The 14,186-nt window shown below is 60.3% G+C and carries 12 protein-coding genes; 3 read left to right on the forward strand and 9 right to left on the reverse strand.

What is annotated here, in order from left to right:
* Positions 1 to 90: 90 nt before the first annotated feature.
* Together AB7F49_RS10125 and AB7F49_RS10130 are read left to right on the forward strand one after the other, a co-directional pair.
* Positions 91 to 1,695 (forward strand): FAD-binding oxidoreductase, encoded by a 1,605-nt coding sequence (locus tag AB7F49_RS10125; protein ID WP_428521870.1) that lies wholly within the window; start codon positions 91 to 93, stop codon positions 1,693 to 1,695.
* A complete protein-coding gene (locus AB7F49_RS10130; protein WP_428521872.1) occupies positions 1,658 to 3,271 on the forward strand; it encodes a class I adenylate-forming enzyme family protein in 1,614 nt (537 codons plus the stop codon). The genes AB7F49_RS10125 and AB7F49_RS10130 overlap by 38 nt, the downstream gene beginning before the upstream one ends.
* Before the next feature lie 460 nt (positions 3,272 to 3,731).
* Here the strand turns inward: AB7F49_RS10130 and AB7F49_RS10135 are convergent, their stop codons facing one another.
* The 9 genes from AB7F49_RS10135 to AB7F49_RS10175 all read right to left on the reverse strand — a co-directional run bounded on the left by AB7F49_RS10135 (position 3,732) and on the right by AB7F49_RS10175 (position 12,903).
* Positions 3,732 to 6,020 (reverse strand): xanthine dehydrogenase family protein molybdopterin-binding subunit, encoded by a 2,289-nt coding sequence (locus AB7F49_RS10135; RefSeq protein WP_428521874.1) that lies wholly within the window; start codon positions 6,018 to 6,020, stop codon positions 3,732 to 3,734.
* On the reverse strand, positions 6,017 to 6,490 hold the full coding sequence (locus AB7F49_RS10140; protein ID WP_428521876.1) for a (2Fe-2S)-binding protein: 474 nt from the start codon (positions 6,488 to 6,490) through the stop codon (positions 6,017 to 6,019). The genes AB7F49_RS10135 and AB7F49_RS10140 overlap by 4 nt, the downstream gene beginning before the upstream one ends.
* Positions 6,487 to 7,302 (reverse strand): FAD binding domain-containing protein, encoded by an 816-nt coding sequence (locus AB7F49_RS10145; protein ID WP_428521878.1) that lies wholly within the window; start codon positions 7,300 to 7,302, stop codon positions 6,487 to 6,489. Before AB7F49_RS10145 ends, AB7F49_RS10140 begins: the two co-directional genes overlap by 4 nt.
* Positions 7,303 to 7,305: 3 nt before the next feature.
* A complete protein-coding gene (locus tag AB7F49_RS10150; protein ID WP_428521880.1) occupies positions 7,306 to 8,424 on the reverse strand; it encodes an alpha/beta hydrolase family protein in 1,119 nt (372 codons plus the stop codon).
* A gap of 95 nt (positions 8,425 to 8,519) precedes the next feature.
* The gene (locus tag AB7F49_RS10155; RefSeq protein ID WP_428521882.1) at positions 8,520 to 9,299 is read right to left on the reverse strand and encodes an ABC transporter permease; all 780 of its coding nucleotides are present in this window, start codon (positions 9,297 to 9,299) and stop codon (positions 8,520 to 8,522) included.
* Positions 9,283 to 10,023 carry an ABC transporter permease gene (locus tag AB7F49_RS10160; protein WP_428521884.1) on the reverse strand — a complete coding sequence of 247 codons (741 nt, stop codon included), beginning with the start codon at positions 10,021 to 10,023 and terminating at the stop codon, positions 9,283 to 9,285. Before AB7F49_RS10160 ends, AB7F49_RS10155 begins: the two co-directional genes overlap by 17 nt.
* A complete protein-coding gene (locus AB7F49_RS10165) occupies positions 10,020 to 10,793 on the reverse strand; it encodes an ABC transporter ATP-binding protein (RefSeq protein WP_428521886.1) in 774 nt (257 codons plus the stop codon). Before AB7F49_RS10165 ends, AB7F49_RS10160 begins: the two co-directional genes overlap by 4 nt.
* A 3-nt stretch (positions 10,794 to 10,796) precedes the next feature.
* On the reverse strand, positions 10,797 to 11,771 hold the full coding sequence (locus tag AB7F49_RS10170) for an ABC transporter substrate-binding protein (RefSeq protein WP_428521888.1): 975 nt from the start codon (positions 11,769 to 11,771) through the stop codon (positions 10,797 to 10,799).
* 46 nt (positions 11,772 to 11,817) lie between these two features.
* The gene (locus AB7F49_RS10175) at positions 11,818 to 12,903 is read right to left on the reverse strand and encodes a hypothetical protein (protein WP_428521890.1); all 1,086 of its coding nucleotides are present in this window, start codon (positions 12,901 to 12,903) and stop codon (positions 11,818 to 11,820) included.
* A 251-nt stretch (positions 12,904 to 13,154) separates the two neighbouring features.
* Between AB7F49_RS10175 and AB7F49_RS10180 the strand changes: the two genes are divergently transcribed.
* On the forward strand, positions 13,155 to 13,784 hold the full coding sequence (locus tag AB7F49_RS10180; protein WP_428521892.1) for a TetR/AcrR family transcriptional regulator: 630 nt from the start codon (positions 13,155 to 13,157) through the stop codon (positions 13,782 to 13,784).
* The last annotated feature ends 402 nt before the right edge of the window (positions 13,785 to 14,186 follow it).

Genomic DNA, 14,186 nt, shown 5'->3' on the forward strand with positions numbered 1-14,186 from the left:
GAGATGGTCGCCCGCGAGTCCTGCGCCGCGCACCGATGAAGCCGCGTCACCGGGAATGACAGAGGCTGAACTCTGAGGGGACATGATGACGTGAAAAAAGAGCTTGCGCCGATCATGTCGATCGTCGGCCCGGACCATGTCTCGACCGATCGAGAATTGCTGATCGAGTTCTCGAACGATCTGGTCGACTGGAACAGCGAAATCATGGTCGATGCGGTCGTCAGGCCTGCTGATGCAGCGGAAATATCAGCGATTCTGAAGTACGCGGTGGGCGCCGGCCTGAAGGTCTCGCCGCGGGGGGCGGGACTTTCCTATACCAAGGGATACGCGCCGGAATCAGATGGGACGATTGCGCTCGACCTGTCGAGAATGAATCAGATCACGGAGTTGAACGAGCGCGATCTTTATCTTGTCGCCGGTGCAGGCACGACGTGGCAGCAGGTTCACGACGCTGCGAAGGCGAAGCGGTTAAGGCCGGTCATTTCAGGTCCCATTTCGGGAAGCGCCTCGACCCTGGGCGGCGCCGTTTCTCAAAATATCATCGGCAGCTTAGCAGGCGTTGTCGGTCTGGAAGTGGTTCTTCCCAATGGACGCATCCTCTGGACCGGCACCGGAGGCAAGCGTCGCGCCCGTTCGCCCTATTATCGGCATTTCGGCCCGGACTTGACCGGCCTGTTCACGGGTGACACCGGAATCTACGGCGTGAAAACCGCGGTCTCATTACAGTTGGAGCCGATTCCCGACGGGCTCGCGATGGCGTCGTTCTCATTTTCGACCGCTGCAGCGCTCGCCGAAGCGATGGCGGAGATCGCACGTCGAGGCCTGTCACCGCGTCTGTTCGGGACCGATCCGGTTAGATCGCGGACGGCGAGCGATGTGTCGCTGTCGGAAGCCGGCGGCATCGTCAGATCGATCGCGGGCGGCCGCTCCACCATGATGCAGGGGCTGAAGGACGCCGCAAAGGTGATCCGCTCGGGTCGGCATGCGCTCGAAAATGCGGAATGGGCACTGCATCTGCATTGCGAAGGATTCGATCAACGCGAAGCCGAACGGAGGCTGGAGGAGGTCAGGACAATCTGTCTGAGACCGGGAGAGGAAATCAGCGCCAATGTTGCGATCGCTTTGAATGCGAGGCCGTATTCGGTCCGCGGGTTCGTCGGCCTGCGGGGTGAGCGATGGGTTCCGGTTCACGGCATTTTTCCGCTGTCGCAGGCTGTGGAGGCTGCTCAGGCCGCGACAAAGATGCTGTCCGAGCGGCAATTCGTGATGGACCGGCACGGCATTGTCTCGTGCTGCTGCATGTTTACGGCCGGCCCGGTGTTTGCGATCGAACCGATGTTCTACTGGGTTGACGAACTGGGCCCGCTGCATCAGCGCTATCTGCCTGCGGACAAGTACGCGCGCTTCCGAACGTCGGCCGTGGCAAATCCGCAAGCGCGGGCGGCCGCAATGACGCTGCGCGATGAACTGCGCGACATGTTCTTCGCAATGGGCGCGGCGCATAGCCAGATCGGAAAATACTACAACTTCATCGACGCTGTTGATACCGGCCTCGGGGAAACGCTTGCGGAACTGAAGGCGCTGTTCGATCCCGCTGCGATGCTCAACAGGGGCAATTATTGGCCGCGAGGTTGTACAGCGCCGGCTCCGTCGAACGATGCATCGCTCGCGCGCCGTGGGCCGGGAGAGAGATGAGTGCAGCTCCGCTGCTTCCGACACGGTCGGGAGACACGACAGGAGCAGCGTCGCGTCCGAGAATCAAGGAACTTGGATCATGAAAGTGGACAATGTCACCGCAACGATCGCCAACAATGCCAAGCGCAGACCAAGGCATCCTGCGCTTATCGAAGGCGACGTGATCGTTACCTTTGAGGAATTGGAGCTCCGGCTTTCCCATATGGCGGGATGGCTCCGGGCGCAGGGTATCGAGGCGGAAATGATTGCCGCGCTGTCAATGCGCGACGGGATCGACCATATCGTCGCAATGCTTGCCATCTTGCGACTTGGTGCGATCCTGCTGCCCGTTGATGCCCGATGGACGGATGCCGAGAAGAAGCGTGTCATCGAGTACTTTGCGGCATCGGCCTTTGTTGCGGACCAGCCGAACTCGATTTACGAAAAAACAATTGTCGTCGATGACCTGTGGATGGATAGCAGCGGTATCGCTGCCTCAGACTTCGTCACGACTTGGTCGACCAATGCAAACTCGCCGCTCCTGTTATCGCTGTCGTCTGGGACGACTGGAGTGCCGAAAGGCCCCTTGCTCAAGCATGGCCCGTACATCGAAAGACTGTTCTATGAAATGGTGTCGGCGGAGCGAACCCAGCGCGACGTCAACATGTTGGCGACGCCGCTGTATTTCGGTGGTGGCCGCAACGTAACGCTGCAGAATCTGTTTTTTGGAGCGACTGTCGTTCTTCTCCCGCCGCCGTATGAGGTTGAGCGTCTGGTCGAAGAGGTGAACCGGAGATCCGTGACCTCGCTGTTTCTGGTGCCCACGATTCTGCGGCGCCTGCTGAAGCTGCCAGCCCAGGATGGCCTACTGATTCCGAGTGTTAAGATGCTGATGTGCAGTGGAGCTATGTTGCATGCCGAGGAAGCGCAGTCGATACGCGAGCGCGTCACCCCCAATCTTCTGAATACTTACGCGACGACAGACGGCGGTATCGCAACCGTCCTCGCGCCCGAGGATGCGGTCGAGCGGCCCGGGTCAGTCGGCCGGCCGGCCTATTTGGTCGATGTCGAGGTCGTCGACGACAATCATCGGTCCCTGCCGCCGCGGTCCGTGGGGTATCTGCGGTATAAACCGCCCGGGCTCGCCGATGGATTTTACAACAATTCCGAACAGAGCGAATTGTCGTTTCGCGACGGCTGGTTCTACCCGGGCGATCTCGGCTATCTCGACGAGGACGGTTATCTTTATATCGTCGGTCGATCCAAGGACATGATTATCCGGGGTGGCGTGAATATATATCCTGAGGAAGTCGAGAGCATCTTGGCAAGCCACGATGCCGTACGGGACGTTGCTGTCCTGGGCTGGCCAATCGGGACAATGGGCGAGGAGGTTGCAGCGATCGTCGTCCTTGATTCGGAGATGGAAGAGACGGCTTTGATTGATTTCTGCAGACTGGAGCTTGCGTCCTACAAGGTCCCCCGCCGGCTCTTTTTCGTCGAGCAGCTCCCTCGCAATGAATCCGGAAAGATCAACAAAAAGGGTTTGGCGAAGTGTCTTCCGGATGATCTGGACGGCAGCTTGAAGCCGTTTGTCTGAGCTCAACTTGCCTTCGATGCCGGTCCGCCTGCGTGGCCTGGGATTGGGGAGCGCCGATGATTTCAATTGTTTATGTTTAGCGTTCAAAGGCAGATCGTCATTCGTTCGAATACTAACGGGCATGAAGATTGTTTCGCTCAATCGATGTGCTGAGTTGCGATCAGCGACAAGACCGCACCCTCGCGCGGCCGCTAAACAATGGAAGCTTCCGGTTGCGAAGATGGATAAGCCCCGAACTTAGGGGAGGGCTAACGGGCGGACTTAGGGGAGGTCTTATTGGCCGGCGCCGATAGAGGAACTTGCGTTGTGGGGGGCCGGTTTGAGCCTGAACATCTGGCGCCAGTTCTCCAATGAATTCTGCGGCAGGCCGTGAGCAAACGACCTCGTCGCGCAGCCGACTGCGGCGCATCCGACCGCACGTTCCCTGAAAACACGAAGAACGGCGGATAATCTTCAAGCCTCATGTTCGGCTCTCAAGCGCGTCAAGTACAAGCTCGGGCTTCATCGGCAACGCGCGCGGACGGGCGCCGGTAGCATTGCAAATGGCGTTTGCGATCGCAGGCGCTGCACCGACCAGCGATGGCTCGCCGACGCCTTTTGCGCCAACGGGATGCGACGGTTCGGGGTCCTCGAAAATGAAAGCATGGATCTCGGGCGGGCTGTCGAGAATGCCGGGGATTTTATAGTCCGCGAGGGTCACGGTGGTCAGCCAGCCACTCTCATCCCACTGCATGGCTTCCGTCAGCGCGTAGCCCATGCCCTGGACAAAGCCGCCCTGGATCTGGCCTTCGCAGGCGACCGGATTGATGGCGCGCCCGACGTCATGAGCGCACCAGGCGCGCCGTACCTCAACAGCGCCGGTCGCCTCGTCCACGTCGACCTCCACGCAATGGGCACCGAATGTATAGACACCGAGATTCTTGAATGCGAGCCGATGGATCGCCGCCCGCTTCGGATCGAATGGCGGTCCGTCGAAGACAAAGCCGTGGTTGGAGGCGACCGGCCCGCCGCTCTGGAACAGCGAACGCTGCGCCACTTCGCCAAAAGTAACTTTGATCGGTGTTCCCTTGATGCCAATCTGACCGTCAGGGCGCAATTCCAGATCGTCGACGCCGCATTCCAGCATTTCGCTGGCGTGCTCCAGCATTTTCTGGCGCACCGTCGCGGTGGCGACCGCCACCGCGCGGCCGGTCATGTATGTAGAGCGGCTGCCGGCCGTCTTCCAGTTGTAAGGCGAGGTGTCGCTGTCCTGTCGGGCATAGCTCACACGTTCTATCGGCACCCGCAAGGCATCCGCGCAGATCTGCACCATGGTCGTGTCGGAACCTTGTCCCAGGTCCACACAACCGGTGGACAATGCGATCGAGCCGTCGGGACGCAATTGCACTTCCGCCGAGGTGCCCATCAGGCCGGACACATGCGACATGGCCGAAAATCCAACCCCGCGCTTGCGGCCGGGGCGCACCTGCAGTGGCCCTGCATTCCGCTGTGCTTCACGCACTCTGGTGAGGCATTCTCGCAAAACGCACGAAGGCACGGGATGGCCGCCAAAGGCGGTGTCGTTGGGCCGCATTGCGTTCAGCAAACGCAAGTCGACAGGATCGATGCCCAGGCGGGCAGCCAGTTCGTCGATTTGCGATTCGCTTGCGAAGCTCGCTTGCGGATTGCCAAAGCCGCGATAGGACCCGGCGCGCAACTTGTTCGTATAGACAGCACGCCCGCGCGCCCGGACATTGGCGATACGGTAAGGCCCCCGCGACATCATGAGCGCGAATGTCAGCACCGGCGGACTTTCATCGGCATACGCGCCGGCGTCCGTGGTTATGTCGACCTCACGGGCTAAGATCGTGCCGTCACGTTTGGCGCCGGTCCTCATGCGGATGCGGGCGGGATGGCGCGAGCGCTGAACCTCGAAATCTTGGGTTCGCGACAGGATCAGTTTGACCGGCCGTCCGGCCTCGCGGGCAAGCCAGGCGGCAATCGAATGAATATTGCTCGCGTGCTTGCCGCCGAAAGCGCCCCCGACGCGAGTGGCGATGACCCTGATCCTGGACATCGGCTCGCCAAGTTCTTCGGCGACGCGTTGCTGAATATGAACGACGGATTGGCACGTGGCCTGGATAGTAATGCGGCCGGATGCATCGACATCGGCGACGCAGCCGTTGGTTTCAAGATAGAGATGGTGTTGCGCCTGAGTCTCGTATGTGCCCTCCACGATTACGTCGCAGGCCGCGAATGCCGCGTCGACGTCGCCTTCCGTAATACTGCTTTCGAAGATAATATTGTCGTGCCCGCCGCCGCTGACCGACTGCTTGTAGTCGGCGAACTTCTCGTGCAGGATCGGTGCGCCCGCCGCAAGTGACTGGTCGATCGTCAACACGGCGGGCAATGGGTCATAGTCGACCTCGATTGCCGCCGCGGCACGCGCTGCGATTTCCGGATCGGTAGCGGCAACCGCGGCGACGGGTTCTCCGACATACCGCACCTTGTCGCGCGCGACCATCGATTCATCCTTTACGACGCCGCCGGCGCGGGGAGTCTTCAAGTCTGGTCCAGTGACGATAGCTTTGACGCCCTTGATCGCAAGAGCTGCCTCGAGGCGATAGCCGCAGATTCGCGCGTGAGCATGCGGGCTGGTCAGCAGGGCCGCGTAGAGCATGCCCGGAAGCTTGATGTCATCGATATATCCGGCGCGCCCGCTGACCTTGTCGGCGGCTTCGAGGCGGGGCGGGCTCGCTCCGATACTCATGACCGCATCCCCGCAAGTTGCTCCGCGGCTTCGACGATCTTCACATATCCCGAACAGCGGCAAAGGTTCCCCGACAGTGCGATACGGATCGCATCGCGGTGCGGCTGCGGGGTGCTTGCGAACAGATGGGTTAAAGCGATCACGAAACCGGGCGTGCAAAAGCCGCACTGAATCGCGCCGGACTTGACCAGAGCGCGTTGGACGGCGGAGAATTCCCGGCTCCTTGCGATGCCTTCCACGGTCGTGACGGTGCGGTCGCCCACATCGACAGCGAGCATGAGGCAGGATCGCGCAAGTTTCCCGTCGACCAGTACGGTACACGCGCCGCAAACACCATGGTTGCAACCGCGCTTGGTGCCGGTCAGATTGAGCGCCTCGCGCAGGATTTCCAGCAGGGTCGCTGAGGTCAGGGCAGTGATCTGGTGCGAATCGCCGTTCACCTCGATATCGATCTCCAACCTTTCGCTCATTGCGCTGCTCGCCTGATCTCCTGGGCCGCCCGAACTGTGCGACGAACAAGCTCGGGAATAACCTTGCGCCGATAGGCAGCGGAGGCGCGCTGATCGCTGGGTGGATCACTCGCATCGGCGAGCAAGCTTCCAGCCGCAACCAGGGCTCCATCGGCGACATCTATGTCAGCGGCGAAGAGCGGCTTTGGACCGCAGCCGCCAACGGCGACACGCGCGGTCTTGCCGACAACAGCGGCGACCGAGACGATTGCAAAATCGCCGGCAACCAGCGATAGCTTCTCGTAGGCAGAGCCTGCATCGTCGGCCGGCGGCGGAAGGACGATGGCCAGAACTAATTCATCTTGCGCCAGGGCGGTCTCAAAGGGACCACGAAAGAACTCGCGCGCCGGCACCCGACGGGTGCCGCGCAATGACCCGATCTCGACCTCGGCGCCGATCGCCGCGAGAGCGACCGGAAGGTCGGCTGCCGGGTCGGCGTGCGCGACCGAGCCGCCAATCGTCCCTTGCATGCGAATCGCGGGATACCCGACCACGCGCGCGGCCGCCCTCAGCAGCGAGGCAGGCGTTCCGGGCAAGGACATGTCGGCGACGTCAGCATGCGTCGTCATGGCGCCGATGCGTACCGATCCGTCGCGCTGTTGGTCGATGCCGAGCAGACTGTTGATCTTGCGCAGGCTGACCAGCCGGCTCGGCGCGACGAGACCGAGGTTCATCATGGCTACGAGCGACTGGCCGCCAGCGAGGCACCGTGTTTCGTCGTCCGAAAGTGCGCGGTACGCTTCCTCGAGTGTCGTCGGCGATATGAACTTCATCACTCACGCCTTCGAACGCAACACGTCCGCCGCCCAATCGGCGATATAGTCGATTGTCGGCGAGAACATGTCGCCGCCCACATGCTCAGCGCTGCCTTCGTCCCTATCGAAGACACGGAGTTCACGGCGTGGACTGTTTACCGCCTCCTGAACCGTGCGCTCAGCCTGCTCGATTGGAACCTGCCGGTCATTCGCGCCATGCACGACAAGAAGAGGGCAGGTGATCCGCTCGACGACGCCATCGAGCGTCATCCTGCAAATCTTTTCGTAGGCTTCGTCCGTTGTACGCGCCCCGTAATAGGCGAGAGCGTGATTAACCCATCCCGAAATCGAACGGGCCGCGTTTGGGTCACGCAGGATACGGCCGTGGGATCCGGCATTGTCCCATCGGGCACCCCAAGCGATGCATGCCGCGAGGCGCTTCTCGAACGCGGCTGCGCGTGGCGCGTAATAGCCGCCCAGGCTCATGGCCACGACGCCGATTCTGGCTGGATCGACATCGTGGCGCCCTTCGAGCCAGTCGATCGCAGCTTTGGCCCAGCGTTCGGAATCGTAGTTAACGGGCATCCCCTGAAGCCGCAAAGCGGCTCCCACGCCGGGGTGGTCGAGCATAAGGGTCGAGATGCCGCGTGCGGCGAATTCGTGCGCAATGCCGCAGAGATACATCCACTCTTTGGTTACATCGAACCCGTCGAAGTGAATCATCAGGGGGTTGCGGCCGGGCTTGGGCGCTCGATATAGCAAGGCCGGTAGGCTTGTCCCTTCATACAGAATGGTCACGAATTCGATAGGCTCATTGCGCAAACGAACGCCGCGTTCGAAGCAGCGCAACATGGAATGATACATCGAGAGCTTCTGCGGCGAGCCGTGCCCCGCCATGCGTTCGGCTGTCAGCCAGTAAACGCATGCGCGCAAATATTTCTTTCCTGCAGTGAGCGCGTGCTTTTCTCTTTCGTCGCGGACGGCGAACGACTCGACCTTGGCAGCAAGGGCGCTCCACCGTTCGACCCAGGCCGATTGGGCTCCGGCATCGTCTTTGACGTCGCGTGCCGCGGCCAGCTCCCGCAACGGACGGCATGCCTCATCGATTTCGCTCATCTCGCCGCCGAGCTGCGCCGCCATCAGGAGACCAAGATTCCAGGAATACTGCTCGGGAAAATACTCGAACATGATCGCCAGAATCCCCTATTCGCTCTGACGGATTGCGTCTTGATCGTTCATGGGAGTGCTTCGCTCACGTGCCAGAATAGTACGCGGTCGCGGATCATCTGCACGAGCTTATAAAGCGTAAAGCCGAGCAGCGAAATAGTGACGAGGTAGGCGAAGGCGGTTGCGACGTCGCCGTAGCGGAACGAGACCATCATGGAGTGGCCGAGACCGCCGCCTCCGGACACCATCTCGGACACGACGGCAACCAGGACGGCCACGACAACGGCGACCTGAATACCGTCATAAAGCGACGCAAGGGACATCGGAAAGACGACACGCCAGAACATGCGCACCTGACCGGTGCCGCGCGCTTGCGCCGACCACAAATAGATCGGACTGATGCTTTGCGCACCATGATAAGTAAAGACGATGATCGGAAACAGGCAGTCGGTAAATATCAGCATGATCTTCGACAGGCTGAACAGCCCGAAAAGATGCACGTAGAGCGGGATCAGCGCGATTTTCGGGAGCGGGAAGAAGAACGCGACGATCGGTTCGAACAGCCACTTCGCCCAGCGTGTGCGTCCGATCAGAATCCCCAGCGGTGTTCCGACCAGAATGGCCAATCCGAGGCCGACGGAAGCCCGCCAGAACGTGGTCCAGAGTGGAGAAAAAACGCTGCCGTCCAAGATCAGGCTCAGCCAACGGACCACGATAACTGAAACCGGGGGAAAGACGTAGGCGTTCACCAGGCCGCTGCGCGCGGAAATCTCCCAGGCAAGCAGCAGGGTGCAAAGCGGCAGCGTCCGCTGCAGGAATGCGGTGAGGGTTTCAGCGCGCGAAGTCATGCCAAGCCATGAACCGGCGCAGGCCAGCGGTATAGAGCCGATCGATCAGAAATCCGATGGTGGTCAGATAGAGCACGACAGCGAGCATGGCGTCGTCCGCTCCGACGCCACCGTAGGAAAAGATCAAGTAGCCAAGCCCATGTTCGGAGGAGATGAATTCGGAACTCACCATGACGATCAGGGAAATGGCGATTGCAGTGCGCACGCCGGTGGCGATTTGCGGCAGCGCCGCAGGCAACACGACGCGCCACAGCAATCGGCTTTCCGGCGTACCGCGGGCACGGGCGGACCAGATCAGGACATTGTCCACGGCGCGGGCGCCATTGAACGATGAAATCACAATCGGCACCATGCAGGACAAGGCGATGACGGTGATCTTCGAAACGTCGCCGATGCCGAGCCAAACCATGAACAGTGGAATGAGGGCTGGTTTGGGCACCGGATAGATTGAGAGCAGGATCGGCTCGACCCCGCGCTGGATGGCGGGCACGCGCGCCATCGCCAGACCAAGTACCGTGCCCAGCGCCACGGCGAGTGAGAGTCCAAAGCCCGCCCGGTAAAACGATGCTGCCGTGTCCGGGAAGATTTCGCCTGACCCGACTTGCGCAAAGAGCGAACGCATGACGGCCGAGAACGACGGAAGGACGCCCGGCGGGAGCAGCCCGGTTGCAGAGGCCGCCTGCCACAGTCCGGCGATCAGCAGCAGCGGCACGATCCTCGTCATCGGCGCATCGCTTCGACTTCTTCCTTGATGCTGTGCCAGATGCGCATCTTCAGCTCGGTAAAGCGCGGATTCGCTTCAAACTCGTCGCCGTCAGCTACGTCGAAATCACGGAGGATCACCTCCTTGATCCGGCCCGGCCGTTTTGACATCACGACGATCTGAGTGCCGAGAGCGACCGCCTCCTCGACATCGTGCGTCACGAAAAGGACGGTCTTGGTATCGCGCAGCCAGAGGCGGCGCACCTCATCCTGCAGAATGCGCCGGGTTTGCGCGTCCAGTGCGCCGAACGGCTCATCCATCAAGAGAATGTCAGGCTGGCAAACCAGCATTTGCGCCAAGGCGACGCGTTGCTGCATGCCGCCGGAAAGTTCGCGGGGATAGCGGTCCTCAAAACCTTCGAGGTGGACCAGCCGGATGTGCTCCGCGACGATCCTCTCGCGATCCGCGCGAGGGACACCCGATTCCTCGAGCCCATAACTGATATTGCGGCGCACGGTTAACCACGGAAACAGCGAATAGCGCTGGAATACGATGCCGCGATCTGCGCCGGGACCGGTTATTGCCGCGCCGCGGAGCGTCAAGGCGCCCGACGTCGGCCTAAGAAAACCACCGACCAGATAGAGCAACGTGCTCTTGCCACAGCCGCTCGGCCCGACAATGGTGATGAACTGGTGCTCCGCAATCGACAGGTCGATCGATTCGAGCGCAATTACATCCTGGTCGAACCGCATGCCAACGTCTTGAAGCCTGAGATAGGGTGCAGCCGTCATGCCCTACTTCGGCAGGTAGGACGCATCGATGTACTTGTTGACGTCGAAATTCTGATCGATGAACTTGTTTGCATAGAGCGCATCGAGCGCCGGTTGAATGAGTTTCGCGGAAACCTTTCCATCGCGACGAACCAGGTAGTCCTCTTTTGTCAGCAGGTACCCGTCGACGACCTCAAGCGGCAGCTTGTATTGGGTTGCGTAGATCGAGACGGCTTCCGCGCGATTGTCCAGGGCCCAGTTCACGGCAAGAAGATAGTCCGCAACGTAATCTCTTACGGCCTGCGGATGAGCCTTCAGGAACGAGTCGGCGAACATCATGAATACGTAATCAGTCGGCGATCCATAGGCATCGCTCGAACGGAACAGGGTCTTGATGTTGCCGCCTGAGGTCGCTTTCTTGTAGAAGGGCTGGAAAAGCGTAACCGCCTGCACTTTGTTGTCGTGCAGCATTTGGGGCAGGAACGGCGGTCGGCCTTCAACAACGGTGATGTCGTCGTCCTTCAATCCTGCCTTGCGGGCCATGATGCGCAGGTTCTGCTCCGATGTGCTTCCGATTGCATTGACGCCGGCAACCTTGCCTTTCAGATCCGCAACGCTGTTGATGCCGCTGTCGGCCTTCACGACTGTCGTATCGTCGTAGTATCCGTCGACGCCAAAGGACAGGAGCTGGTGGACGATCGTCACTGGCACACGCGACCTGAAAAGCACGTTGGTGAGGGGGAAGGGCGTTCCGAGACATCCATCGATCTTTCCAGCCGCGAGTGCGGGCGCCGCATCTCCGCCGCCGGAGAAGCGGACCCACTGGATGTCGTATGTCTTTCCCAGGTTCTTCAAAATCTCGGGCTTCTTTTGCATGATGAGATGCGCGGCAATCGATATATGAGTGCCGACGCGGATCGTCACCTTGTCCTGGGCATGCGCTATCGCAGGCGCCAGGCTTGCCATTGCCAAGATCAGTGCGACGGACAGCTTCTTCATAACATCCCCGCTCTGTTGCGTTTTGTCGTCATCGAATTCACGTTGTCTATAGCGCGGCCCGGTCTACGATCATTTTCGGATCGACGATCCGCCCGCGATCGATCAGGGTCCTGCCATCCAACGAGACCGTGCAGTCCCGCATCGGCACATCGTAATGTCCGCGCGTCGTGCGGTTGCCTCCGCCCTGACTGTTGGGCCCTGTCGAGAACAGAAAGTTTCCGGGGAACACACGTGCTGCGGCACGAGCGCGCTCGGGCTGCGAACCGTGCAGTGCCATCCAATACCATCGCGCCTGCGGGTTCATTCCCCAGCCCAAATGTGATGCCGCGAATGGATCGCGATCGTCCTCGGACGATTTCCCGTCGTTAAGCCAATCGCGCATGAGCTTGGCATCGAGGCCGCCCTCGATCTTTGTGATGTGGCCCTCGCGCAGTTCGAGCCGGATCGGGTCGGTGACGTAGCGGCAATACGGAAGGATAATGATATCGCCGGGCTGAATGACCACCGTGCCCTCAGCGCTTCCCTCGTTCGGGAAGGTGTGGATGTGGCCGGCGCCCCAATGGTCGAAATGACCCGGCTCGTCGGCATAACCCCACTGCGTCATGACCGGATACTCACCGCATGTCCATGTCAGGTCGGTGCCGGCCTCGGACGTCACGTGCACGCGCTTGGCTTTCTTGTACAGACTTTCCGCGTATTTCATTGCCTCCTTCAGGCCGGGTGGCGACATCAACTGCTCGAGGTCGTCCGGAGCGTCGATGATCATGAGAACGCGGACCTGCTTGTCCATGACGGTCTTGAGCCAGCGCGCGAAAAGCGGAACATGAAAGATAACGATCAAGTCGGCCTGCGAGAGCGCGTCCAGCGTCCCCTTGCACTTTCCGATCGTGGGCACACCGACCTTGGTCCAGCCGGGTATCGAGTTGACGCACATTTCGTAGGCGTCCGCGCCTAGACTATCGGCGGCGGCGAATGCCGCCTGGATGTATTCCCGGCGCGTGCCAAGGTCGGAAACGAGCGCAATTGTCTCCCCGCCCTTCACGGCGGACATTTCAAACTCGCGCTGGAACAGCATTGCCAGCTTTGCGGGATTGACCTCGGCGGGCTGAACGGACGCTTGCAAGACGGTCATGCTTGTCCCAATACCGATCAAAAGTAGGTTTTGAGGAACTGTAACGGCCGGGGTCCGCGAGTCAAGGCGACCTCGAGGCGCGGATCGGACGATGGTCGCTTTGCCACACGCGACGATCGGTGTACCCCCGCGCAAGTCCGCGGCATGGATCCGGTGGCTAACCATCGCTCTTTGCGGCAGAGGTTCAATCGGGTATGTGGCAAACCGGTTGGCAATCAAGAGATTGAATGTCGGAAGGTTCATGTATCGTCATGGTCCAAGTCAAAAAGGACGAGGTTCGCCAAGCGATCCTGGAAGCAGCGTGGCAGCTTTTCTCTCAGCAAACCTATCAGCGAACGACTCTGACGCATATTGCGCGCAAGGTCGGCATCTCGAGCGCCAACCTCTACGTCTATTTCGACTCCAAGCTCGACATTCTTTACGCGGTTTACGAGCCCTGGATGCGCCGACGACTGCTACAGATCGAGTCGGACATTGCATCAGTCCGCCAGCCACTTGATCGCGTGCGGCAGATTCTGCGAGCGCTCTGGAAGGAAATTCCGGCTGAGGAAAACGGATTCCTCAACAACATAATGCAAGCACTGTCGACCGTTGAAAAAGGAGAGCGCTACAAGCGATCGCTGCTGGAATGGATGGAGACCAGAATCGGAGACATGATACATGCGGCGTTACCCGCAGAGCGACGCCGATCGATAGACAAGGCACGCCTCGCGCGCGTGATGGTTATGGCTCTGGACGGTTATTCGATCCACAGACATATCAGCGCGCGCGGTCTTGCCGATGACAAGACCGTCGAAATGATGGCGAGATTGCTGATCGGTCCGAATGATCGCGCAAAGCGGCCCAGAAGCCGGACGCGAAAGCCGGCCAAGCGGCGTTGATCGAGCACAAGAAACGACCTCTGGTCCATTCGGATTTTGAGGACACCACCGCGGCGGCGGTCGATAACGCAGCCCCCGGTATTGCGGTTGGCACGGATATGGATGCTTCCGCCGCAAGGCCGCCTTCGCTGAATTTCTTGTAGGCCGAGTGTTGTCCGCAGAGCAGTTAGAATTCCTTAGCCGTCTCGCGAATCGAGCCGACTAGCCAAGGTGAAACGAAATGAGGCGTGTCTTGAGCGCATTTTTTCGGACGCCGGCGCCGATGAAGCGCGTTCGTAACCGTCCATTCCTAGCACGTCGCTCAGGCTGCGGTGGCTAGCCGGGCCCAGTTCCAAGGCAGCAGATCATCGAGCTGGGCCATGGGATGGCCGTTGGACATGCGTTCCAGCACGTCCCGGAGGT

This window comes from Pseudorhodoplanes sp. (assembly GCF_050250235.1).
Classification (GTDB): Bacteria; Pseudomonadota; Alphaproteobacteria; order Rhizobiales; family Xanthobacteraceae; genus Pseudorhodoplanes.